Source organism: Agrobacterium sp. rho-13.3 (assembly GCF_033957765.2).
Lineage (GTDB): Bacteria > Pseudomonadota > Alphaproteobacteria > Rhizobiales > Rhizobiaceae > Agrobacterium.
Genome location: NZ_CP192776.1, coordinates 297,399 through 319,815 on the forward strand (window position 1 = coordinate 297,399; position 22,417 = coordinate 319,815).

The window sequence follows — 22,417 nt, forward strand, 5'->3', positions numbered from 1 at the left end:
GAAAATGGAAGCGGTTCCTATCACATTCGGCACCTGCGTGGCTATCGAAGATGATTACTATCTCATTTCGGCCAAGCCAGATGTACTTGACGCAGATCAGGAGTTAGCTCGGCTCTTTTTCTTCGATGCAACATTGCCTGACGGATGGCGTTACGTTGATATATCCGATTTTACTATTGCAGACGTATGTGTGGTGGACAACGCCATCGGAAAACAGCGCCGATATGCGGTGCTGTCTCGAGAAGGTGAGATTATCTATTACTCGCCAGGAGAGCAATTCGGCGAGAAAGTTATCGGCGCTGGTTTGAAGAGTGACGGCCCCGTGTACGGATACCTCAACAAGCTCAAGGAGGTTGATGGTACTCTTTACGCATGTGGTGGTGGCGGTCAAATTTATCGACGTAGTGATGATGGCTGGGAGGATATTGCCGGGCCTTTGCGCAGGGAGGCACTGCCGCCGCTTCCGAACATCGTACTTAACCCTGTGACAATCGGTGACGATGTCGCTGATATAGACGGTTACTCACCCACCGACATGTATGCCGCAGTCGGTAGAGGTATCTATCACTATGACGGAGATCAGTGGAAACGCTGCGGGCTTCCCTTTAATGAGATCATAATGGCCATCACGTGTGCGCCGGATGGATTCGTTTGGGCGTGTGGGTTTAATGGCTTGATTCTTTGTGGAAATACATCCAATGGCTTCTCAGCCGTTCAGCATGATCGCGCCGAAACACATTTGACGAAAGTTACTCTCTTTAAAGGGAAGTTATATTTTGCATCAAATCAAGGTTTGCTCCGCCAACGCTTGAAGGAAGGGACAACCGTGCTGGAAAAAGTCCCAAGTGTACCCGTCTGTGATGATTTATCGACGGCTGGTGAGGTTTTGCTTTGCGTCGGGTCAAAGAGTATCCATCTGCTCCAATCCGGGGTTGCGGCAGAATTGTCGCATCCCGATAATTAGAGCGTGCCCATTTTCACTCTGGTCTTACCCCCACGCGCTAGGTGTTAGGCTAACGGGTTTTACATCTCTGCCGTATCCGAATTGCTGACTGATAGAAGAGCGACGTGATTCAGTGCGTAGAACGTCAGAGATCGTGAGTGGCGGTCGCTAAAGGTTTTGAAAGGGTCTATTCGCGCTATTTGGCTAGGTGAAGTGGTTTGTAATGGTATGAGCCCATCTGGGCCCTTCTCGGCATCCTCTAAGCAAACAATGGAGCTGAGGAACTATCATAAGGAATTTGCCATGACTTTTGAAATTCCTTGTTTATTAATATCGCTCTTTCGCGATTCCGGCTGGTACCCAGGCCGTACGACCGATTTTTTTGCGAAGTCAGGTTACAACGCCTCAGCATTCGAGTTTCTGTCAGAGTTTGGGGGTCTGGTCGTGGGCGTCTGTGGGCCCGGCCGTGACAACGCGACCGGCGATATTGAATTCTATGCCGAGCCAGATGAAGAGGCATCTGAAGCGGCCGACCCTTGGCGCGACGTTACGGGTGGCTTGACGGCAATTGCTGATGCACATCATGCTCATATGATAATATTGATGTCAGAATCGGGATTATTTTATATTTACACAGTACCAGATGCACGTCTTTATGGTAGCTATGTTTTTGGCGATATGGCCGCGCGGGTGCTTCTCGGTTGGGGCTTGGGTAAAACAATTGAGAGGGTTTAAAGTGCTCCGTGAGGTGCTTGCAGAGAAGGTGCAGGCGTATGGCTGATGAACCTTGGAATTTCGCCGCTCGTGATAGAGTTACAGAAGTATCTTCCTGACTCCTAAAGCAACGCAATCGATGGGAGTTTCTCAGTTTTCACGCGATATGGTAGTCCGTATGATGCTGCGGAACTTTACGCTGACGTAACGTAACTGCGTCGAAAAATGTGTTAAAAGATGTTTGGTGAAAATGATGCGGCTCATATTATTCGGTTCTGCTCTGCTAATCTGGGCATGCCCAAGTCACGCCGATGAATGCATAGGCATGTTCGAGGCTCAAGGAGAACACGTGGAGTTGCTCGTGCGCTCAGAGAGCCCGCCCTTGAAGGATATCTTTCCATCTCTTCGTTCCGTGAGTATTCCTGATCGCTCGCAAGCGGTCATCCATGTTGGACTAGAGGACTGTCATGCAGCGTGATACCGCAGAGCGCAAGAGAAAGGCTGAAGACTTCCTCGGCCAGCCAGTCCTACTCGTTCTCGACACGAGAGATTACGTGGTAAAGTCACGCTCCGATCCGAGGGTCTCAATGCAGGCTGTGCTGGACCTGCTTCCAACAGCCAAATTCCGCGCTGATAAAATTGGAGAAAATGCCGAAATTCTTTTCATGAAATCTGAAGACCTCACATCAAGGGATCTGGATCAACGCAAGGCAAAGCTTGAAGAACTGGTTGGAAAGCAAGTCTATCTTCGGACATTGCCTGAATGACCTACGGGAGCGGCTTCATGTCAGGGAAATTTCTACGACGAGACGCAATCATTAGTACCATCAAGGGTGAAGAGCGCACGAATGCTGCGCAAAATCGCGCCGCAGGAGTGAAGTACCACGTTGACGTAGTTCCATGCGGGTGTTCGGACGAAAGTTGCGGTGCTTTTCACAAACTCCGTTTTGAAAGACCACTGCCGACACAAGAAGATGCGGAGCGAACTCTTCGGAGCCACAAAAAACGTTTGCTGAAATATTGAACCTCTTGAGATATTGAATTTCTTATTTGGCAGAAATAGTTGGAATTGATGAGTCTGAAGTAGAATATCCAGACTTCAGCGTTTTAAAGCCGTCCGACTTCCATAAAAATATTCCGATTTAATATGTCTTGTGTAGTTTGCGCAAATAGATTGCGAAGGGCTGCCCTTTTTGTGCGCTGTCCGCATTATAGGGCGCAACGCCACCGTTTTCATTATACAGCAAAAGCTCATTATCCGTCACGCCTATAGTTTGAGCTAACCCGCCGCAACACCGCACCATAACAAGGAACTTATATGCAAGTTAAAGACATCTCCGATGCAGCTTCTCAAATAAAATCAATACTGAAACTTATTTGCAATCACTATGTAATAGCTCCCGGACTGGAGCGTCATGTGGGCGTTGGTCCATCGCCAGAAATTCAGTGGGCACTCAATGAATACCTAGGCAATCAAAACACTTCCGCAACAATTTACACCATGCCACCCGACGCTGATATAGAGAATGCGGAGACTCGTCGTGGCTGGGCTGAACTCGACGTTTTGGTTGATATTGATCTTTGGACGGATGGCGTGCAATCGGATTTAACGGCTATATTTAGAATAAAAGTGAACCAGAATAAGAAATGTTCTGTAGTGTCACTCTATGATGTAAGCGTACTTTGATTTCAATTGGCCGATAGGCAATCTGATATTGTACAGCAGTGCTCCGTGAGAGCAAGAGGCTAGTAATTTTAGACTAAGAAGATCTCCTACCCGAAAACGCGAGCCGCAACAATTTGTCCCTTTTGGCACTCTATCGAAATTCGCGCTCGAAGTCGCCACGTACACGTATTCATTGAAAACGGGGGTGCCAATTTTCTGAAGTTAATCCCGCCACACATGAGCTAGAAGAAACCAAGCTTGACGCTACCCTTTGTGTAGCATAAGCCGGTAGAACGAGATCTAAGATTGCCGTGTGAAGAGGACTAGCTAGTGAAAAAGCCACGAGTTGCGGTGGATATGGACGAAGTAATTGCAGACGCACTGCAAGCAGAGCGTAATTGGCTGTCGTCTGAGTTCGGATATGAATGGAATGATGATGAACTCGTTGGAGTTCGCTTGAAAGACTTGGTCTCGTCCGAGCATGCATTGGCATTGGAGAAATATCTTCACAAAGGCGCTTTCTTCGGCAACCTGCAACCCATTGAGGGAAGTCAAACTGCCCTTCGGGAAATGGCAAAGCATTACGATGTCTTCATCACAACAGCGGCGATGGAATATCCCGCATCACTGCCACACAAGTGGGCCTGGCTCGCAGAAAATTTCAGTTTCCTGAACCCTCTGAATTTTGTGTTCTGCGGAGACAAAAGTATTATCAGAGCTGACTTTCTGATTGACGATAACGTACGCCATTTCGACCGGTTTGCAGGTCAGGGGATAGTGTTTTCGTCGCATCACAATTTGCTTGAGACCCAATTTCCCAGATTGGAAAACTGGAACGATGCGCAGTCGTTACTGAGCGATCTCGCCTCGCACACGCCGGGCGCCTACGCACAGCCGCGTTCCTAGGGCGCGCGCCGATTTTACGTCGCCACCTCGGCTAACTGAGTCCCTCTCCCGGACGGAGAGAGAAAAAATACGAAAGCGCCTTCAAGATGAACGAGCACACCGATCTCAGGAATGCATTTGGTGGTGATATTTCGATTCCACCCAAGCTTCAGATGCTTGTAACTTCGATCAATGCTGGTGAGCTTGATGGAGAGTATCTAAGTGGCTCATTTTCAGTTTCTTTTGAAGATTATGGCAGCACGACCAGTTGGTTCGCTCAGCCCTCGACGCCATCTTCAGATTTCGCTTCCCTAAAGCTTGCAGTCTTTGGAAAAAACCCGGACGGTTCCGCTTTTGCGATATGGGATGCCCCGGATGGCGGGAGACCGGTTGTCTTTCTAGGTTCAGAAGGGGAACACGCACCATTAGCCACAGATTTTGATGAATTTCTTCGGTTGCTGGCTATTGGTTATGAAAACCTGGGACCGGGAAACTGGGATGAACCCGCGGACGTGGCTAATGAAGATCAAGGTAGCGTCAACGTAGATTTCCAAAATTGGGTGCAAGCGCGTGGTCTTAGTGTTCCTGAGACCGGCGCCGGCATCGTATCATCAGCGGAAACCCGATACGGCGAATTTTCTGGCTGGTGCGACGAGGCCGTTGATGGGACGCTGCTGGAAAACTCAAAGAATGTGCAGGGTGAAACCGCCAAGGATGAAAGAACGCCATTCTTTGGCGCTGTTCCCAATGATCAAAGTATATGGGAATTGATGGTTGCTTCAATCGGGCAGCGTATCGACAGCCCTGTCGCCAACACATTGATCGAAGCGATTGGCACCAAGCCGCTGAAATCTACTAACCCAATGAACGAATCCACGTACACAACATCGAAGCGCCTTGGAATCGAGGTCTCTGCGACCTGCAATCCCATACACCGCGCGTACTGGCCGCCACGCAGAGAAGATCGCAAATATCTGACCTACATCAAGCAAGTTGTGATCGAGCGCCCCTACCCCCATCCGCTTCCCTATGGTGTCCGGTGGGATATGACCAAGGAAGAAATAAGAGCCTCGGCCACGCTTGTTCATGTCGGCCCGTACTCCATCCCGACGTGGGTATTTCCATCGCCACGGCCAGGGGTCCAACTTGAAGCCTCCACTCGAGATGATCTGGCGATCGAACGCCTTTGGTTGCAGCTCGTAACGGAATCTGAATTCATAACCGCCTCAGACGATTATGAGCGGATTAAGCCTTTAGTTTATGTCGAAGACGCCTTCTTTGCAGCATGGTGCGCGTTGAACGGTTTGCTACATCCGGACAGGTTTCCATTGGCGGTCTTTAATGCGTTGATAAATCGACAGCTTTCACCTCTTTCATTCCTGCATATTCATTACGAAAGGCTGCTCTGGAGCGGTGATCTAAAGCCCGAGTTCGTAGACTTCATGCGGCATTATTATAATGGTTTTGGCCTCCCTTATGAGAAACGCTGGGTCAGCGACATCAAAACGGCGTTCGGCATCTCTAATCATTTTCAGAATGACGATGGTCCTATGACACAGGACACATGGGAGAATTACGATCTCATCGCCCCTCTGATCCAGACGCGTTTTGCCGAATGGGCCGCCAAAGACTGACCAAAATTCTTAATCCAAATAGGGCCTACAAATGAAGAATAAAACTTGACTCAGTTTGTCGCTTTAATATTGGTAGCGCCAGTTTCAACAACGGGCAGTCATCCATGATCACTATGAGGTTCCGCAAAAGCGCTCTTGCAAGCGCACTGTCATTTTCAGCCTTGTTTTTCGCATGTTCAGCATTCGCAGACACAAAAACAATTACCGATGTCATCGGCCGCGAGGTGAAGGTCGACCTGCCCGCGAAACGTGTTATCGTCGGCTTCTATTTCGAAGACTATATGGCTGTAGGTGGCGAAAAGGCCTATGATTCCGTCGTAGGCATCTCGCGTGAGGCGTGGGAAGGATGGGTTCCGGCAAACTGGAAGAGGCATACTGCACATCGCCCGTCGCTCAACGACATCACCGACGTCGGCGAGGTCGAGGCACAGAGTTTCTCGGTCGAAAAAGTCCTCAGTCTCAACCCAGACCTCGTCGTTCTGGCCGACTGGCAGTACAAGGCACTGGGCATCGATGCCGATCGTCTTGAAGAAGAAGGCATTCCGGTTGTGGTGGTCGATTACAACGCCCAGACCGTCGAACGTCACGTTGCTTCGACTCTGGTACTTGGTGCCCTGACCGGTCAAGAAGCTCGCGCAAAGGAGATCGCTGATTTCTACGCTGGCTCGATCAAGGATGTATCGGACCGTGTTGCCGCTTCCGGCAAGCCGAAGCCAAAAGTCTATGTCGAATTTGGTAACAAAGGACCCGCCGAATACTCCTTCACCTACGGCAAGAACATGTGGGGTGCGATGTCTACAACGGCCGGTGGCGACAATATCGCCGCACCCTTTGTCGAGTGGTGGGGTCCGATCAACCCGGAACAGGTTCTGGCCTCGAAGCCGGATGCGATCTTTATTTCCGGTCGCGAGAACAACAAGAATGAAACGGCCCTGCCCATGGGCCAGGGTGTGAAAGCCGCTGAAGCCCGCGAAAAGCTCAAGGCGTTCGAAACTCGTCAGGGCTGGAGAGAGTTGCCTGCCATCAAAGACGGCAAGCTGTTCGGCGTCTATCAGGGCGCTTCGCGAACGCTGTCGGATTTCGCCATGGTTCAGTTCATGGCAAAGCAGCTTTATCCCGAGCAGTTCAAGGATGTCGATCCAGTTGCCAACTACCTAGGCTATTACAAAAAGTATCTTCCGGTGATGCCTGAAGGCACTTTCGTCGTCGGTCTGAAGGACTGAACCGGATTTTCGTTCAGGGAAGCGCCGCATTCTATTGCCGGCGCTTCTTTTATTTGAGCAGGTATTTTCATGACGATTGCTGCCCGTAATGCCGGGGCGATTGCCGCGCATCGGAAGCGTGAGCGCAAACGTCGGCGTTACGTTTTCAACTTTATGGTCATCATGCTGGCGAGTCTCATTTTCGATGTGGCAACCGGCCCATCTATGCTGTCGCCACTGGAGGTAGTTCGTTCGCTGACCGGCATTGGCGAACGCGCGGCGATGACCGATTCCATTGTGCGGCATTTGCGCCTTCCTATGGCGCTGATGGCGCTGGTGGTGGGGGCCGCACTGGGTGCTGGTGGCGCGCAGATGCAGACTTTGCTCAATAACCCCATGGCCAGCCCTTACACGCTCGGCATGGCGGCAGCTGCGGGTTTCGGGGCGGCGCTTAGCCTCGCATTCGGCGGCTTTGGGCTTGATGCGATGATTGCCGTGCCGCTTGGGGCTTTTGCCTTTTCGATGCTAGCAGCACTGTTTCTGTTCATGCTGGCCTCGATGCGCCGGGTGAGTGCCGAAACCATCATCCTCGGCGGTATCGCGCTGCTGTTTCTCTTCCAGTCGTTGCTGTCGCTCATCCAGTTCCTGTCATCGCCGGAACTGTCGCAGCAAATCCTTTTCTGGCTATTCGGAAGCCTGACCAAGGCCACATGGCCAACCCTTGCGCTGACCGCAGGTGTAACCTTTGTCTGCTGCCTGATGCTGATGGCCGATTCGTGGAAACTGGCGGCATTGCGCATGGGTGAGATGCGAGCGGCGTCGCTTGGCGTCAATGTGCGGTTGCTGCGCATGAAAATCCTGGTGATCGTGGCGATCATGACGGCGACTGCCACCAGTTTTGTCGGTGTCATCGGTTTCATCGGTCTGGTTGCGCCGCATATCGCCCGCATGACAGTGGGTGAGGACCAGCGGTTCTATTTACCAATGTCGGTGATCAGCGGTGCTTTGATGCTGTCCGCGGCATCCGTGCTGTCGAAATCGATTGTTCCCGGTGCATTGTTCCCGGTCGGCATCGTTACGGCCATTGTCGGCGTGCCGTTTCTATTGTGGCTGATTTTTGCGCCACGGAGGCGGGGCGCATGATTCGGCTGGACCAGATCTCCGTCCATCGCGGCGGCCAAGAGGTCATCAGCCATATCGATACCAGCCTCGATGCGGGCAAGATTCATGTGATCATCGGCCCCAATGGCACCGGGAAAACCACGCTGCTGCGCGCGATATTCGGTGATCTGCCGTTGCAGAGAGGCCGGATTGCGCTGGGCGAACGTGCTCTTGCGGCTGGCAAGACCGGCAACCGGGCCTTGCAGGCTTGGCGCGAGGGCTTCGCCTATATGCCGCAGGACTCCACCGCCGATATTGCGCTGACGGTCCTTGAAGTGGTGGTGCTGGGTCGCCTCGGCAAGCTTGATCTGCATATCGATGACGAGACGCTGAATATGGCGATGAATCGGCTGGACAATGCAGGTATCGCCCATCTGGCAGGGCGCGATATCGCCTCGCTCAGTGGCGGGCAGCGTCAGATGGCGCTGTTTGCCCAGGTGCTGATGCGTGAACCGAAAGCTATGCTGCTTGATGAGCCGGTCAGTGCGCTTGACCTCAAGCACCAGATCGCACTTCTCGATCTTGTGCGCAAGGAAACGCGCCGTAACGGCTGGGTAACTGTCATCGTCTTGCACGATCTCAACCTCGCCTGCCAGTACGCAGATAATCTTCTGGTGGTGGCGGATGGGGTGCTGAAGGCTGTGGGTCGACCGCTCGATATCGTTACCGCCTCGTTGATCGGCGAAACCTACGGTGTTGAGGTCGATGTGCTGCATGACCGTCAAGGCAATCCGCTTATCCAGCCATTGGCGCTGCACCACCATGTAACTCAAAGCGAACGGACAGGATTGATTGTATGAGGCTCTTACTACTGATGCTGACCGCACTGCTCTTTGTGGGACCTGCCCTGTCCGCCGAACACAGGATCCTGATGCTAAATTATGGCAAGGATGGCAGCATGGTGTTCGAGCCAGGGTTCTTGAAGGCGGAGCTAGGCGATACCATCACGTTTGTACCTGAAAACAGCAGCCACTATGTCCAATCCTATGCTGTGCCGGACGGGGCAACACCTTGGAAGAGCAAGCTCGATCAACCATTTACGGTGACTGTCGACAAGGAGGGGGTCTTTCTTTACTACTGCCCGCCGCATTTGATGATGTCGATGATTGGCGTGGTCCAGGTCGGAACAGCAATTAATCTCGAGGCTGTAACGGAGAAATCTGCGAAGTTGCGCTCCAAGATTGTTATGAAGAACGAGCGGTTGGACAACTATCTTTCGCGGATTGTCAAATAGAAAAGGCGAGTGGCAGGAAAAACTGGCTGTAAGCCGTTTGTGGACCGGGAAAGCCAGTTTGCAACTCCTCCACTCTGACCGATTAATCCCCCAGTGAGGCAATTTGAGTTTTAACGCCCTGCCTGCGTTCCGAGGTTTTGAACTTGCTGCAAACATTCCCATTATTGACATGCATTTTTTTGGTGTTTTCCGGCTCCGCTTGGGGCAGTTGCCAAGCCGAGTTTGACGCGATCAACAAATTTCGCAGTACAGCCACGCCTTTTGAAATCAACACTGATATTACAGAGACCGACGCGGGTAGAGTGGAATATAGATCGAAGGTCGCCATAAGGGTTAAGAATGCGAACTCAGCGCAGGTTGCGGTTTCCGAAGGATTAATTGGAGGCCTTACGATCGTTGGCGGCGATGGCTGGGCGCAGAGCGCTGACGGATCATGGAAAGCGATGTCCCGAACAGAAGTGAATTTCGCTTTGCAGCGCATCGTTGGCGGGCGTTTTTTTGATTCCATTGGCGCGAAAGAACTCACGTGCCCAGGCATTCGTGATTTCGAGGGGAAAAGCTACAAGGCTTATACCTACCAACAAGCGGTCCTTGAAGACGGGATGGATGATGGATCACATCCCTACCAAAGGGTCTTACAATCTCATGTCACAGCACTTTTCGATCCTGTTTCCCACCTGCCAATGGTCGGGATTATCGAGGTGACAGATGGACCACATAAAGTGGTCTCGATTGATCGGTTTCGTCTGAATACGGCAGTAAAAATCGAAAAACCAATCCAGTGATTGGCAGGTCAGCTGGGGTTGAGATTTGATTGTACGGCGATGCAATTCAGGAATTGCTCAGGTCCCTGCTTCTGTTTGTCAAATCGGAAGAAAATTTTGTAATCACGTCCCGCAGCGACTCGCTGACCACGGACAAATCCTGTCGCACTTCGTCACTCCATGCGCCAACATTGAGGACTTCGACATCGACGCTCTCCGGGTCTGCGGTCTCATATGTTAGTTTGTAGGTCGTCCCCTCACCTTTCTCGTCAAGCAACCGTTTGAGAATACCCGCAATTGGTCGTACAAGTGTGAGTCTGTCTGACCCTTTGGAAACAGTGACGGACTCCACATGGAAGCCGTCTTGTTTCGTCACGTCGACCGCGGAGGCTAGGAATGCAAACTCGCTTTGCATTATAGAAATCGCAGCGGGCAAGTCACTGACCAGAACCTCAATGCGACTCAATGCTTGTCCCAAGATTTTCTACCTCGCATGTTAAGATCATTCTCTTTTCATGTTCAGACTTCATCCTCTTCTAAGACCGACGTCCATTCCTCATAACGCCAAGCTTCCTAAGAATATTGCTTCGGCGTAATGCTCTCAACCAGGATGCGAGAATGACGATGGAGTAACCTGATATCAAAAGTCTTGAAGGCTCATCCATTTTGATCGACTTTAGCGCTACATTGCGCGGCACGAAAATACTCCACTGGCAGGCATTGCTTTCAGTCTACCGTCGGATCTTTAAGAGCGCCAAACGTTTGGTCGCAACCGAGTATTCGCAAATCGATATCGAAATCGCGCAAAAATTACTGTTGATGTCCTAAAATGCAAATTGGCGGAGTTTCGAGAGGAATAAAATGCGTCCAATGATCGCAAATTTTGTTCGCGGGCTATTAGGGTTGCTTTGCTAAGCTGTAATCTAGCCTTGGTTAACGGCCTGAAAGCCAAAACGCACAAAAAGGCTATCGCTTCACTGAGCGTCTCAAAAGACGGTATCTAGCGCTATCGACTGAGGATGAGCTTACCTCCAAAAAATGCCAGTAACCCACCAGCAATGCTGTCAATTACGGGCTTAGCCGAGGTATAATTGCGCCTTGCAACAGCACCCGAAAAAGCAGTTGCGATAGCGACGTTTAGTACCACTGAAATCGATGCTACCAAAAGAACCGCTGAAATTTTCGCCCAGATCGCCAAATCAGGCGTGAAAAGCGTTGCAAATGCGCTGCTGAAGAACACCAGCGTTTTAGGATTGGTGAGATTTGTCGCCAGACCTTGTCTATATCCCTGCCAAGCGCTCAATGTCAGATCGACCTCGGCGCGACTGGGAAGTGGCTGCTTGGATTTCCAGATCATCTTTATTCCGATGTAAATAAGATACGCACCTCCTGCGATCTGGAGCAGTCTTTGCGCCCAATCAAAATAGCCGATGAGCGTCCCCAGTCCAAGTGCAGCAAGGCCGGACCATATCACGCTCGCGGTAGACACGCCCAAACCTGTGAAAATTGCATGTCGGCGTGACTGGCTTATCGCTTTCGTCGTAATGATCAGAAAGTTCGGGCCGGGGCTGATTGCAAGCATCGTATACAAGCTCGCGATACTACCAAGGAAAATTAGCTCGTTAATAGGCATCTGATTATCCACACATCGACCTCAGAAACCGACTTTCTGAAATTATCGCTACATATTATGTAGTGAATACTTCAATCTGCGGCCCGGTTCAATGGTTTAAAACTCGCGCCAGCTTCTCAATGATGCGCGATGCAGAAACTTGGATACCAGAGTTATATGACGGGATCAGATTTATCCTGAACGGGAGGACGTATGACTGTTGTTTTTAGCGATGGTATGGGATCTCACCTTTACGCGGCCACTAATTGTTCCACCGATTGGCCCATTCTCGTAGAGGCTCAAGTGATGTATTTAGCTCTTTTCCAAGCGCTGTCAGGCTATAGCCCGAGCCGTCCTCCTGCTCTACGATACCCGCATTTCGCATTTCCTTGAGTCTTGTATTAACGCTCGTTGGAGAAATTTGACCGCACCGCTCCTGCAGGTCACGAAATGTACAAGGTCCGTGTTGCGATAGTTCCCATAGAATTCTCATCGTCCACCGCCGGCCCAGAAGGTCGAACGCGGCTGTCACTGGAGCACCTGCGTTAGATCCTTTTGCAGGTTTTTTTGAAGGCGGGGTCTTGGGCATGCAAATAAAAAACTTTCTTTATCGCTACGAATAGAGTAGCAAGCGGCGCTAGTGCTAACTTATATGAGATTCGAGAAAAAGCGTATGGTTGTCAGACTGCAAATTGATGATCAATTAGGATTTCCTCAAATTCTTTTGCTCACCGGGATCATTTCTAACATTCATGATGGCCGTATAAGCAAGTTGTATGGCTGGGATATAACATAGGTTCTCGATTTTGGCTGCTTATGATGGCTTCCACGCATATATCCAGGGCGTCATATTGTTCGGATTATCCTAAGGCAAGCGCCCGGAACGCTGCGAACCTGGCAAGCTTCTCTTTTTTGCGACCATGAAAGCCAGGCTCTCGTGTTAGGCGGCAAGAAATTTGAAGACTGTCTGGTTTCTGCTTCTGTTGATGCAAAGACGTGTCCCAGCGACACAAAGTTCAAGCTCACAATAATACCAACGACTGTAAGGAGACAACTATCAATGTTTGTTCGTATTGCTACTCTATTCCTCACGGCTGCCCTAACAACCCAGCCAATTGCGGCTTTTGCGCAAAGCGAAACTGGTCTCGCGGAGCGCCGAGCTATTAGCGCCTACCAAAAAGACAAATGGCCGGCCATTGAAAAGGATATTCAAACTGCGGCCGGATTTCCTGTGCCGATCGAGCTGGACATAAAAAGTCTGGCTTTGCCGGGATACGCAGACTCTTATTCCAGCGATGATTACATTCTTAAACCGATTGTTAAACCGCTTATCAAGGCACTCGGTGTGGTAGCGGCAGACGACCTCGGACGTCAGGCATTGAAAGAGAAACTAAAAGGTATTCGCATTACCTTCGATGAGGCCACCGCGCCATCCTCTAATTATTCGAGTGGTCTTACATTTGACAACGGATTGCTTGTCGTAAACTGGAAACCCTTCTCAAACGCAGACGAATTCGATCCCCGCGTCGAAGCATTGACAAAAGCGCTTGAGAGCAAACTCTAGCACTCGTTAAGCGGTGGCGAGGACTGCTTCTGTTCAAGTCTTGATCTGGTCGTCGCGTAAAAAAAACTGCGGCGTTGATCCCAGTTTTAGACCGGAGTGGTCGGACCATCAGTCCTTCAATGGCCTGAAGCCGCCACTCAGCTATTTTCACAGTGGGCGCTTCCTTCACGGAAGACCTGGGGTCTAATCTCGAGAAACTTTAGCGCCTACAACTCTTGAGTTGCCTCGCTCCCGTTTGAAGACGATCAAAACATAAAACAGGCCGGCCATATCGAGCCGTCTCGCTCAGTTTTGAGCTTGTGAACGAGCTTTGGCCAGCGGCGGCCAGTTCTGTCGTAATAAAGAGGATTTGAAGATGATTTTAAGGAAAGTTGGGGTCGGCGCGTTCTGCGCGCTTTGTTTGGGGGCAATGTTCACAGCAAAGGGCGGCGATTGGCAATCCCTGTTACGTGATATTGGCCTCGGTCAGACTTCGTCTCCGACGCCAGCGGTATCTACTCAGCACAGTGATACATCGAAATCCGAAGACGAAGCGCTTTCAAATAAGCTCCAACCATTCATAGGGTGTATTAATCGCGTGGATACGGCTCTCCGCGATGCTTATGACAAGTACGGGAAGTCTTACGATGCCTTGCTTGAGAAGAAGCAGTCCGTCTATCCAACTTTCAAGATTACCGTTTACGAGACAGACAATCAGTTTTCACGAGAATGTGCGGCAAACCTTGTTTCTATTCGCAAATCGGCACCTGCCGATGCACAACTTGATGAGATCGCCGATATCTACTCGGGTACTCTGGAGAAGCTGATCCCGATTATGAACGACGCAGACAACTATTATAGGCAGGAGAATTACGTAGATGACGCTATGGCGAAAGGCAGAGATCTACACGCGCAACTAGTTCCCCTTTTCGGCACCTTATTTGAGACATCTGACAAAATGAGGTCAACTGTGGAAGCACGCAATCTGGCGCTTACAGCCAATAGCCTCACGGCTATCGAAAAAGAGAGCGGTCGAGATTTCCAATGGCATCAAACAAATAATATGTATCGAACAAGGCTGGCGCTGAACGAACTGGAAAAGCTCGTAACCGCGAACACGCTCACTTCTGAAAGCCTCGAGCCGATCGAGAAAGCGCTTCAAGTCGCTTTCGATGACGCAAAGGCCTACGCACAAAAAAATAGCAATGCCAAGACCCCACTCGGCAACAAGCCGATGTGGTTTTACATCGAGTCAAAAGTGGAGAACGTTTTAACCGCGTTCAAAACAGTGCGTCGCAATCTGTCTGCTGGAAAAACCGACATCAGTACAGATTTAGATTCAGTAGCGGGTCGATTTAACGATCTGGTACGCGACTACAACCAGCGTTTGAAGAACGGTGGTTAAGCGCGCCGTGGTTCATTCCGCGAACTAAAACGAACGAATAAGAGGCTCCGAGTGTTTACGCATAAATTTCAGAGGCGTGCGGTTTTGTGGCATATTACTGCACTTTTCACCACGCCGTATTTTGCGAGTCCTGCAAAAGCTACGACTCGCCCTGAAGTCGGACAATACGTTAAAGCATTCGTCACAGCTGACGGAGTAAAAGTCTGGACGCTTCGATACGGCCATCGCGAAGCTAATCAAGCCCTTCTACAGATCACTAATGTTGACCACCCATTGGATAAAAAAATTCTGGTTGCAAAAACGCAGATGACCGGGGCAGATACAAAATATTGGATACAGCTTGAGAATAGGTCATTTAACGTGCTTGTCGTTACCGATGGCAGTGGAGACCTGTATTTGCCCGGTCTTAGCAGAGCAAAGTCAATCCGATATGATGATGAGCTCTCATCGCAAGGAAATGCAGAGCATTTTCTAACCGAATTTCAAGATCAGAACGAATGATCGTTAATCTCTTCAGACAGAAAACGTTCGGTATTCCCGATCGCCATAATGCTCGTCACCAAATCCGGGTGCTAAATGTCCTGGATTTGCGTAATTTCGTTCCGCACTTTAGTTGTCAGCGCGTGTGCTACGGATAGCTTATGAGACGATGGATTCCAAACTCAATTGGTTTGAACTTCATATCTTGGCGGTCGCATTCCATTGGCCACTCGCATTGGCGGTAGCGGCGGTTGCTCTATTGCTTGCATTTGGCTTTTCAAACAGCAAGCCCTACCGTTTTCTTTCGATCGTTGCCGTATTAGTCAGCATCGGTCCGTTATTAACGGTTTGTATCTTTGTGATGTCATGTCGCAAGTTTGTTTTCAACTCGTGAATTGTGGAGGGCTGTTCCGATGATGGGTTTCGAACTCAATTGGTTTGAACTTTATGTTCTGGCGGTCGCATTTCGTTGGCCACTCGCATTTGCAGTCGCTGGTGCGGCTGTATTGCTTTCCTTTGGCTTTTCAAACAACCTGGTCTACCGGCGGCTTTCGATCGTTGTGTTGATAGTTTGCGTAGGTCCATTGCTCCTTGTTTGTGTTGTTCAACCATCATTCTGCCCGGTCGGATTTTCAATGTTGAAGACGTTCTGAAATTTCGTGTTTTTCTTGATCGCTTTCTCGAGAAAACTATTCGAACGTGAAATTCTCTATTCTAGATTTGGAAACTTAAAAACTTGGCTGACACCCAGTGAAGCTCAGCATGGATACGCTCTCCAGAGCGGCACTTGCAGACACATTTGTTGCCGCAAACAGCGAAACTATGAACACCTGCATAGTCCGATAAAAGCAGCCGATTTTCATTTCGCAGTCTAGCTGGGCCTTATGGCCAGCAATACGGCGACTACAGCTACTGCTGCTAAATATGCGCCAACCATCTTTTTAAATGACCATTTTTCGGGCGCACGATTAGCAAACCATCCAACAATCAGCGCCGGTGAGGCAACCGTACAAAACAGCCGAGTAATCGCCTCCACACCATTTTCACCTGGTAAGCCAAATTTGTATAGGAGTCCGCACAACGCGACGCAAAAGGTCAGTGCGGCGATGATCATCGCCCTCAGGTAAGGATGTTGGTTGTTAGTCTTCACGTTTTGAGCCCTGCATTGAATTTCCATAAGGGTTTGGCTTCTGTGACAATCACGGTGGACGCCGGGCTTTTGCTCGGTGCGTTTGGGCTATTGCTTTCCTAGATACCATTAGTTATCTAAAATGCTACGAAATAGGTAGCAAAAGGTGGAGCTATTTGAGAGGTATATGCTTCTTTTGTGAAATCATGGTGAGGCAGTGGGTTGCGCTAAGCGGTGGCTTCCCTAGGTGGATGCTGTTTGCTGACGTCAATGTATAGGAGGCAATCGTGGACGAGTTGATCAAGGCCGGTCTGGAAGCTTGTGATAGTGGAAATTACAAGAGAGCTGTTGAGTTGTGGCAGGGCAGCACGGTGTTCAGCCATTTGAACGAACAAACGATTAAAACTTTGTTTGATGAAAGCTGTGACGCCGCAATAAGACTTACTGATTCCGAATGGCCATTGCTCTTCAAATGTTCATTATTCCTTGATTGCAGCTGGCAATTTACACCGAATAGAGCCAAGTCTCTAAGAGACGTGGCGAACTGGGCAACGAATGCTTTAAGGGTCGCTCCCCAGAACGCATTTGCCCATCGATTTTTGGGAAGCGCGCACTATTGGCTTGAAGAGTCAGCTCCTGCACTACAATCCTACGAGAATTCAGTTGCTCTGCTTCCGCAAGTGGACCTGCAGGTGCGCATATTTGGGTTGCAGCATGAGGCTGCTACCCGCACCGTTGCACAACTCGAGTTGGACTTCAGCGACGTTGAGCCTATCCACTACTACATCGCCGGTGTAGAGGTCGGGAAGTGGACGGGACTATCACCGAATAAGGCGGAGGCAGACCGTATCGCTGCGTTGCAGTTATCGCTGTACGAACGAAGTGTTTCTCTCTTCCAAAGCAAATTGGCCGACCCCGATACTTCGCGATTTGTTGACACACACACATTTGCGATGTGCTGTAACAACCTCGGGATCACATATAATTTTCAGAAACGTCACGAAGACGCACTCTCTGTTCTTAATACCGGTCTCACCCACAGTGAGTTTTCCGAGCTGCACCAGAATTTGCGCACAACCTATCGTTCACTCGGTCTTGAGCGTGAAGCAGCTCAAGCATCGATCACCCTTTTGGAGGAGTTTGACCCTGAACCAATTCTCTTTTTCGACTGCGCGCAAACGGCGTGCAGCTACCTGAACAGGATAAGAGAAAGCGAGACGGTCCTCGAAATTGTGAATGCGTGTGAAGAAGAATTCGAGAGTTTGTCGGAGTCGGATCAACGCGACAAATACATTATCAAAGCCCTTGTTGTTCTTCATGCGCACAAGGTCTCTGCAAAGGCGCAGATGGGGGAACTGCAGCAATCAGATATTGATATGGAGTTGGTAGACGAAGCGCTTCGGCTCTTTCCTGATGACCTTGAGCTTCTGCTTGTGCGCGCTCGCTTACTGTCGGATAAAGCAGACTATAATTTGGCTCTCGCATCTTACGTCGTGTTGGTCGCAGAGGCAGAAAAGCAGGAAAATCACCATGTCCTGCAAGGCGCTCTCAAAGCCCGGGGCTACCTGAATCTTTACACCTTAAACAACGCGAAAGCCGCTCTCAAAGATTTCAAAGCAATTGAAGTCCTCGGAAAGGCGGATTTCTACACATTCTATTACCAGGCGAATTGCCTACATCTCCTGGAAAAAACTCGTGAAACCATTTCCGCGTGCCAACAGGCGAAGCATTTGATCACTCCATCCTTAGTCGTCGACGACAGAATGTCATTAGCCCAGCTCTACATGATGGAAGCCAATAGCTATTTTGATTCGAACAATTTTGGCGCTGCCGTAGAAGCTTACGAGCGATCGCTTGAACATCACGATAGAGTGGATGTGCGCGAGAACTACGAGTTGGCAAAACACCATGCCGCAAAGAAAAAGGGTTTGCTGTCCCGGTTGTTTTCTTGAGTGAGAAAGTAAGCGCGGGGTGTGTCAATTTTCGAACCGGGCCAACATTTTCCTCAATTTTACGTTCATAAGTTCGAGCAAGCTTGCTAGCTTGTTACGCGTTTTGCTTATTTTTACTTTTCCCATTTGAAATTAACTAAAGCAGAAAATTAGCAGGTAAAAAATTCGGCAGTAGATTTTTAGCCATCTGCTAGTACTCGCCCGGCATTTGGTTACGTGACTGTTGATGGCGCAGAACGGTTCGCAACGAATACGGCCTAGGCTGGGACCGGGATCACCCTAAGAATATCGTCAATGCGACCAGAGGCCGGGCCCTTAATTTACTGAGGATGGAAATAAAATGAATTGGGTTTCAACAGTTGTCGATATTCAGAGAATTCAAAACTCTTCTTATCACTTGGCACTTCTTGGAGCGGATAAAAATCACTTTAGCGCCTCTGCCGTTGTCGTAATTAATCTTGAGTCGAATCAATTATTAATAGACGTAGAGGTTCCACTAACCCCGTGGCCTTGGATTTCTATGGCGCAAAATTGTGCTGGAAATCATCTCGTAATCACGGGTGCTGAGTTTATGCATCACACGTTGAACAACGGTGTTTTGGCTGAACATCCACAAGACATAGTTTTCCGCAGCGGACGGCTATGGCGAGCATCTGACGACTGGGCAAGTTATTGTGGAGGTGACCGGGTGGTATCGATAATGCCACAATTGACACAAGAGGATGTTTTGAACGAGTTCCCACGCCTAGCTCACATACACGGCTTACATTCGCAGTTTAAAGTTCTAGTGGGTAGCTCTGGTCTCCTTATGGTTAATCGTGGGCAAGGATGGTCGCGGGTAGAAGACGTTCCTACACTGAGTGATTTCGTGGATGTAATTTGCGTCAGCGAAAACGAAATGTATTTATCGGCCGGCGATGGAGGCGTATTTCGATGGGACGGTAGTTCAGACTGGTGGCACTACGATACGGAGCCTGGTCTTCATGTGAATGAGTTGTGCAGATACAAAGGTGATACATACATTGCATCATTGAATTCAAAATCATATCGACTCGCTGGCGATAAGGTCGAGCATATCTCACAATCACTTGTAGCAGGAAGATTTAGCACGGACGGCGAATTGCTATTCGGACTTGGGCAGCAAGAAAAATTTGAAATATTTGATGGCAACAACTGGCGAATGCTTGAATTAGATTTGCACAAAATATTCCCTTCGGAACTTGCGGCAATGTACGCAGCGGCACCTGTCCCATGATTTCCATGAAATTTACCCTGGGGCCACCGCCAATTTATTCAGGCGACATCCTGTAGGAAAGCGGTTGTCAATCAGCACTGAAGATTCACCCCGCAAGCGGGGTCAACATTCCAGGCGTAAATACACTATTGCCGTTCGACGGCGAGAGCCTTCAGGCTATGCAATGCCCATTTCGTTGAAATCATTGACGATACTACGCCACCTTCGCAGACACGGGCGAGCGATTGCCCAAATTCATCGGCGGGTTTTATATAATGCAAACCGTCTGCTCTCCGCTCTTGGCTAACGGTCGCCAGCAGAATTTGAAACTCAACTCGGCCAGCAGGCGGCTTAGTTCGACGCGGCTCGTTGGTCCAAGCCGTTGGCTTCACTCCAAGAAGGTGTCAAATTTCGAACCGCGTCAACATTTTCCTCAATTGTGTGTTCTGAAGTTCGAGCTTGCTAGCTAGCTGCTTACGCGTTTCCCTTATGTCGTCGTCTAACCCCACCATCTCATGACGATTGGTGGGAGACTTGGGAAATGCATAATCAGAGCTCACGCCAGGCTTTGATTTCTTCCCGGCATCTTTCCGCTTTGGTGATGCTGCCTTCGTAGTGCGTTTGAGTTTGGGAGCGCCTTGGTCAGCCAAGACGATACGTGTGTCACCGGATGTGACTGTATTCGCAGTTTCTTCGGGTGGCTCTGACGAACGTTCCTCCGACTGATCGGTAGCCTGCGGTACTTCCCCTTCGAGGTCGGTGCCCTCTTGTACGCCATTTTGAGCAGACTTTTCAGTCGATTCTTCGCTCGCTATAACGAGCGGTTTTTCAGCGGCGGAGCTATCCTTTTGCTCGTGCTCCCGTCTGGAAGGCACGAGCCCAGTGATAATCTTCCAAATGGAGGGCATCTATTCGACCTCGCGCATACGCCACATGAGATTTGCGAGTGAAGACCTGGCAGCAGCTGCCAAGACACTTTTTCGCGTAAGTGGATTAGACGTCGATTTGGCCGCCCGTTGTCGGTTAATCAAGATTAAGCCGCTTTCGCAGATCGATGTTTTCGGCACGAAGTTTTTCGCCCAACAGCTTACGCAGTCTCTGATTTTCTTCTTCGAGCTGCAAGAGATCTGCTATCTCGTCAACAGCCGGGGTATGAACGGAAGGGGGCGTTTGTTTGGGTTTCGGTCCTCGCTTGAGAGGTGCTCGCTTTACTGCGACAGCCCCGTCCGACGGTTTTGCTTTGCGTCCACGCTTGAGTTTCCCGGTTGAGCCACTCGAAGCAACGTCCCGTTCTTGAGAAACCTCACCCGTTGCTTTTTCAGCAGCCGCTTCTTTGGTGCGGACTTTAGGTTGTTTTTTAACCTGAACCGGCACCTCGGCAATGGCCGCCGCGTCGGTATTCGTTGTCGTATCGGTTTCGTCGGCCATGGTTATCTCCGGTTTGTCTGATGCAGTTCTCGGATGCTCAGGCAACTCTGTCAATGACGGCTTTGCTTGTTTTGTTTCACGCAAAGACGTGGCATTGCCTAAGTTGCTACGCTGCAAACTTGGCGAATAGGAGGACAATGCCTCGTCTTCAACATCTTTCGCGATGGATTTAAGATCCATCTTGCCCCATATCGAGTTTGGTTTTGCATCCGGTTTTCGTGGACCAGATTTGTACTCGATAGTAAAACTGCGTTGGACTTTCTTCAAGCTAACATGTCCCGGGTGTTTTTGGAGGCTTCAAGCCGACGTGGCTCGCTGCATGAGTACCATGAAATAAATACTGGCACCCTATTAGTCCAGCCCAGTAATGGAACTCCGGATTGAACGGGCCAGCGCCAATATTCATAGAAACCCGTGAGAGTTCTTACTTGAGATGTTTCGCGGGAGCTAGGGGGGCTGATCGCTGCTGCGGACAACGCGCAACTTGGGAGCGCTTCGCGCCGTCATGTGAGCCAAGAAAGCAAGGCTCTCGAAACGGTTGGCAACATGCTCAACCCAACGAGGCTGCTAGCAAAGCTCACAGGGCGTGAGCCAAGATCTGGAGGAAGTGCCCACCAACCGCCTAGCCGTCGATCGGGACCTACGTTTCACGTACGTCCCCGCCGAAACGCCGTGCAACGGTTGGAGGATACACACTGTCCAAAACCAGAACTATACCGTTGAAAATCAGGTCGCGGAGGCCATGGGACGTCGGCGGACCGCTAGCGTTGGCTGTCGCTCACCGACCTTCATCTGCGCGAGGCGGGTTTGGCCAGAGGGAAGCTTCACTGCTGAACGATACAAGCTAGCCTAGGGCAGTTTTCCTGAACCTGTGGTCAATCATCCCGTGGATGATCCAAGCTGTCCAAACGGCGACCTGCCTGCGGACAAGTGGTGGGGAATGATGGCGAGCAGCTCAGGAGGCGTGAAACGCGGCTGGATGATTTCCTTCAGCATCATGCGCAGTTGCGGCCAAGGATCCTGCTCCAATTTCAGATCCGGGTCTTTCATGACGAACAGACAATGTAGCTTGGCAGCGATTTCGATGAGATGATATGGTTGCATAACCAGCAGCACCCTCCCCGAAATTCCTTCTGATTTCTTGATATCCTCTTCCGCCAAAAGGGCAGCGCTATAGCCGATCCGTTGATCGGCTTTCTTCCATTCCCGTTGGCGTTGCCGCAAAAGCGCCCTCGCCTGCGCGACCGCCTCCTTCCCGATGTGACTTGTCAGAGCACTGATATCTTTCAATGATGAAACAATTCGTGGCTCTCCCTCACCAGCAACCATGATCTCCACAAAGGGACGCCCTCCGACTTCGTCAAGCAATTGCTGTTCGAGATTCTGACGCACCTTGATAGCCTGCAACCGCTGTTAATAGAGGCCCCACCA

Annotated in this window: 25 protein-coding genes; 18 read left to right on the plus strand and 7 right to left on the minus strand. The window is 50.2% G+C overall.

What is annotated here, in order from left to right; translation table 11 throughout:
* Nucleotides 1–4: 4 nt before the first annotated feature.
* The 11 genes from RMR16_RS24790 to RMR16_RS24840 all read left to right on the plus strand — a co-directional run bounded on the left by RMR16_RS24790 (nucleotide 5) and on the right by RMR16_RS24840 (nucleotide 10,224).
* Nucleotides 5–964: a hypothetical protein gene (locus tag RMR16_RS24790; protein WP_320200637.1), complete on the plus strand. Its 960-nt coding sequence runs from the start codon at nucleotides 5–7 to the stop codon at nucleotides 962–964.
* 282 nt (nucleotides 965–1,246) lie between these two features.
* Nucleotides 1,247–1,678, plus strand: coding sequence for an SUKH-3 domain-containing protein (locus RMR16_RS24795; protein ID WP_320200638.1), 432 nt, complete (start codon nucleotides 1,247–1,249; stop codon nucleotides 1,676–1,678).
* A gap of 446 nt (nucleotides 1,679–2,124) precedes the next feature.
* On the plus strand, nucleotides 2,125–2,424 hold the full coding sequence (locus RMR16_RS24800) for a hypothetical protein (RefSeq protein ID WP_320200639.1): 300 nt from the start codon (nucleotides 2,125–2,127) through the stop codon (nucleotides 2,422–2,424).
* Between the two features lie 551 nt (nucleotides 2,425–2,975).
* The gene (locus tag RMR16_RS24805) at nucleotides 2,976–3,344 is read left to right on the plus strand and encodes a hypothetical protein (protein WP_320200640.1); all 369 of its coding nucleotides are present in this window, start codon (nucleotides 2,976–2,978) and stop codon (nucleotides 3,342–3,344) included.
* A gap of 309 nt (nucleotides 3,345–3,653) precedes the next feature.
* A complete protein-coding gene (locus RMR16_RS24810; RefSeq protein WP_320200641.1) occupies nucleotides 3,654–4,229 on the plus strand; it encodes a 5' nucleotidase, NT5C type in 576 nt (191 codons plus the stop codon).
* An 86-nt stretch (nucleotides 4,230–4,315) separates the two neighbouring features.
* Complete coding sequence (locus RMR16_RS24815; RefSeq protein WP_320200642.1) at nucleotides 4,316–5,842, plus strand: hypothetical protein; 1,527 nt, start codon at nucleotides 4,316–4,318, stop codon at nucleotides 5,840–5,842.
* A gap of 113 nt (nucleotides 5,843–5,955) precedes the next feature.
* On the plus strand, nucleotides 5,956–7,065 hold the full coding sequence (locus RMR16_RS24820; protein ID WP_432355559.1) for an ABC transporter substrate-binding protein: 1,110 nt from the start codon (nucleotides 5,956–5,958) through the stop codon (nucleotides 7,063–7,065).
* 69 nt (nucleotides 7,066–7,134) lie between these two features.
* Nucleotides 7,135–8,187: a FecCD family ABC transporter permease gene (locus tag RMR16_RS24825; protein ID WP_320200644.1), complete on the plus strand. Its 1,053-nt coding sequence runs from the start codon at nucleotides 7,135–7,137 to the stop codon at nucleotides 8,185–8,187.
* Nucleotides 8,184–9,005, plus strand: coding sequence for an ABC transporter ATP-binding protein (locus RMR16_RS24830; protein WP_320200645.1), 822 nt, complete (start codon nucleotides 8,184–8,186; stop codon nucleotides 9,003–9,005). The genes RMR16_RS24825 and RMR16_RS24830 overlap by 4 nt, the downstream gene beginning before the upstream one ends.
* A 14-nt stretch (nucleotides 9,006–9,019) precedes the next feature.
* Complete coding sequence (locus RMR16_RS24835; protein ID WP_320200646.1) at nucleotides 9,020–9,439, plus strand: pseudoazurin; 420 nt, start codon at nucleotides 9,020–9,022, stop codon at nucleotides 9,437–9,439.
* A 143-nt stretch (nucleotides 9,440–9,582) separates the two neighbouring features.
* Entirely contained in the window at nucleotides 9,583–10,224 is a 642-nt protein-coding gene (locus RMR16_RS24840) for a hypothetical protein (RefSeq protein WP_320200647.1), read from the plus strand.
* A gap of 46 nt (nucleotides 10,225–10,270) precedes the next feature.
* Here RMR16_RS24840 and RMR16_RS24845 read toward each other — a convergent pair whose 3' ends face one another.
* The 3 genes from RMR16_RS24845 to RMR16_RS24855 form a co-directional block, all read right to left on the minus strand.
* Nucleotides 10,271–10,681 (minus strand): hypothetical protein, encoded by a 411-nt coding sequence (locus RMR16_RS24845; protein ID WP_320200648.1) that lies wholly within the window; start codon nucleotides 10,679–10,681, stop codon nucleotides 10,271–10,273.
* A 528-nt stretch (nucleotides 10,682–11,209) separates the two neighbouring features.
* Entirely contained in the window at nucleotides 11,210–11,836 is a 627-nt protein-coding gene (locus tag RMR16_RS24850) for a LysE family translocator (RefSeq protein WP_320200649.1), read from the minus strand.
* Nucleotides 11,837–12,077: 241 nt separating this feature from the next.
* The gene (locus RMR16_RS24855; protein ID WP_320200650.1) at nucleotides 12,078–12,404 is read right to left on the minus strand and encodes a winged helix-turn-helix transcriptional regulator; all 327 of its coding nucleotides are present in this window, start codon (nucleotides 12,402–12,404) and stop codon (nucleotides 12,078–12,080) included.
* Nucleotides 12,405–12,875: 471 nt separating this feature from the next.
* Here RMR16_RS24855 and RMR16_RS24860 point away from each other — a divergent pair, with 471 nt between their 5' ends.
* The 5 genes from RMR16_RS24860 (at nucleotide 12,876) to RMR16_RS24880 (ending at nucleotide 15,896) form a co-directional block, all read left to right on the plus strand.
* Entirely contained in the window at nucleotides 12,876–13,379 is a 504-nt protein-coding gene (locus RMR16_RS24860; protein ID WP_320200651.1) for a hypothetical protein, read from the plus strand.
* A 310-nt stretch (nucleotides 13,380–13,689) separates the two neighbouring features.
* Complete coding sequence (locus tag RMR16_RS24865; RefSeq protein WP_320200652.1) at nucleotides 13,690–14,763, plus strand: DUF3829 domain-containing protein; 1,074 nt, start codon at nucleotides 13,690–13,692, stop codon at nucleotides 14,761–14,763.
* Nucleotides 14,764–14,814: 51 nt separating this feature from the next.
* Complete coding sequence (locus RMR16_RS24870; protein WP_320200653.1) at nucleotides 14,815–15,264, plus strand: hypothetical protein; 450 nt, start codon at nucleotides 14,815–14,817, stop codon at nucleotides 15,262–15,264.
* 148 nt (nucleotides 15,265–15,412) lie between these two features.
* Complete coding sequence (locus RMR16_RS24875) at nucleotides 15,413–15,637, plus strand: hypothetical protein (protein ID WP_320200654.1); 225 nt, start codon at nucleotides 15,413–15,415, stop codon at nucleotides 15,635–15,637.
* Nucleotides 15,638–15,656: 19 nt separating this feature from the next.
* The gene (locus RMR16_RS24880; protein ID WP_320200655.1) at nucleotides 15,657–15,896 is read left to right on the plus strand and encodes a hypothetical protein; all 240 of its coding nucleotides are present in this window, start codon (nucleotides 15,657–15,659) and stop codon (nucleotides 15,894–15,896) included.
* 218 nt (nucleotides 15,897–16,114) lie between these two features.
* Here the strand turns inward: RMR16_RS24880 and RMR16_RS24885 are convergent, their stop codons facing one another.
* A complete protein-coding gene (locus tag RMR16_RS24885; protein ID WP_320200656.1) occupies nucleotides 16,115–16,393 on the minus strand; it encodes a hypothetical protein in 279 nt (92 codons plus the stop codon).
* A gap of 266 nt (nucleotides 16,394–16,659) precedes the next feature.
* Here RMR16_RS24885 and RMR16_RS24890 point away from each other — a divergent pair, with 266 nt between their 5' ends.
* Both RMR16_RS24890 and RMR16_RS24895 read left to right on the plus strand, forming a co-directional pair.
* Nucleotides 16,660–18,324, plus strand: a complete 1,665-nt coding sequence (locus RMR16_RS24890; protein ID WP_320200657.1) for a tetratricopeptide repeat protein — start codon at nucleotides 16,660–16,662, stop codon at nucleotides 18,322–18,324.
* Nucleotides 18,325–18,664: 340 nt separating this feature from the next.
* Nucleotides 18,665–19,579, plus strand: coding sequence for a hypothetical protein (locus RMR16_RS24895; RefSeq protein WP_320200658.1), 915 nt, complete (start codon nucleotides 18,665–18,667; stop codon nucleotides 19,577–19,579).
* Between the two features lie 383 nt (nucleotides 19,580–19,962).
* Here RMR16_RS24895 and RMR16_RS24900 read toward each other — a convergent pair whose 3' ends face one another.
* From RMR16_RS24900 to RMR16_RS24910, 3 genes are all read right to left on the minus strand, one after another.
* Entirely contained in the window at nucleotides 19,963–20,466 is a 504-nt protein-coding gene (locus RMR16_RS24900) for a hypothetical protein (RefSeq protein ID WP_320200659.1), read from the minus strand.
* Between the two features lie 115 nt (nucleotides 20,467–20,581).
* Nucleotides 20,582–21,253 (minus strand): transcriptional regulator, encoded by a 672-nt coding sequence (locus tag RMR16_RS24905; protein WP_320200660.1) that lies wholly within the window; start codon nucleotides 21,251–21,253, stop codon nucleotides 20,582–20,584.
* Nucleotides 21,254–21,865: 612 nt separating this feature from the next.
* Nucleotides 21,866–22,393: a hypothetical protein gene (locus RMR16_RS24910; protein WP_432355427.1), complete on the minus strand. Its 528-nt coding sequence runs from the start codon at nucleotides 22,391–22,393 to the stop codon at nucleotides 21,866–21,868.
* Nucleotides 22,394–22,417 lie beyond the last annotated feature (24 nt).

What these genes read in the sequence shown, in the direction of transcription:
- RMR16_RS24790 (WP_320200637.1), top strand. Translation starts at nt 5, where the DNA reads ATGGAAGCGGTTCCTATCACATTCGGCACCTGCGTGGCTATCGAAGAT.
- RMR16_RS24795 (WP_320200638.1), top strand. Translation starts at nt 1,247, where the DNA reads ATGACTTTTGAAATTCCTTGTTTATTAATATCGCTCTTTCGCGATTCC.
- RMR16_RS24800 (WP_320200639.1), top strand. Translation starts at nt 2,125, where the DNA reads ATGCAGCGTGATACCGCAGAGCGCAAGAGAAAGGCTGAAGACTTCCTC.
- RMR16_RS24805 (WP_320200640.1), top strand. Translation starts at nt 2,976, where the DNA reads ATGCAAGTTAAAGACATCTCCGATGCAGCTTCTCAAATAAAATCAATA.
- RMR16_RS24815 (WP_320200642.1), top strand. Translation starts at nt 4,316, where the DNA reads ATGAACGAGCACACCGATCTCAGGAATGCATTTGGTGGTGATATTTCG.
- RMR16_RS24820 (WP_432355559.1), top strand. Translation starts at nt 5,956, where the DNA reads ATGAGGTTCCGCAAAAGCGCTCTTGCAAGCGCACTGTCATTTTCAGCC.
- RMR16_RS24825 (WP_320200644.1), top strand. Translation starts at nt 7,135, where the DNA reads ATGACGATTGCTGCCCGTAATGCCGGGGCGATTGCCGCGCATCGGAAG.
- RMR16_RS24830 (WP_320200645.1), top strand. Translation starts at nt 8,184, where the DNA reads ATGATTCGGCTGGACCAGATCTCCGTCCATCGCGGCGGCCAAGAGGTC.
- RMR16_RS24835 (WP_320200646.1), top strand. Translation starts at nt 9,020, where the DNA reads ATGCTGACCGCACTGCTCTTTGTGGGACCTGCCCTGTCCGCCGAACAC.
- RMR16_RS24850 (WP_320200649.1), bottom strand. Translation starts at nt 11,836, where the DNA reads ATGCCTATTAACGAGCTAATTTTCCTTGGTAGTATCGCGAGCTTGTAT.
- RMR16_RS24855 (WP_320200650.1), bottom strand. Translation starts at nt 12,404, where the DNA reads ATGCCCAAGACCCCGCCTTCAAAAAAACCTGCAAAAGGATCTAACGCA.
- RMR16_RS24860 (WP_320200651.1), top strand. Translation starts at nt 12,876, where the DNA reads ATGTTTGTTCGTATTGCTACTCTATTCCTCACGGCTGCCCTAACAACC.
- RMR16_RS24875 (WP_320200654.1), top strand. Translation starts at nt 15,413, where the DNA reads ATGGATTCCAAACTCAATTGGTTTGAACTTCATATCTTGGCGGTCGCA.
- RMR16_RS24880 (WP_320200655.1), top strand. Translation starts at nt 15,657, where the DNA reads ATGATGGGTTTCGAACTCAATTGGTTTGAACTTTATGTTCTGGCGGTC.
- RMR16_RS24895 (WP_320200658.1), top strand. Translation starts at nt 18,665, where the DNA reads ATGAATTGGGTTTCAACAGTTGTCGATATTCAGAGAATTCAAAACTCT.
- RMR16_RS24900 (WP_320200659.1), bottom strand. Translation starts at nt 20,466, where the DNA reads ATGCCCTCCATTTGGAAGATTATCACTGGGCTCGTGCCTTCCAGACGG.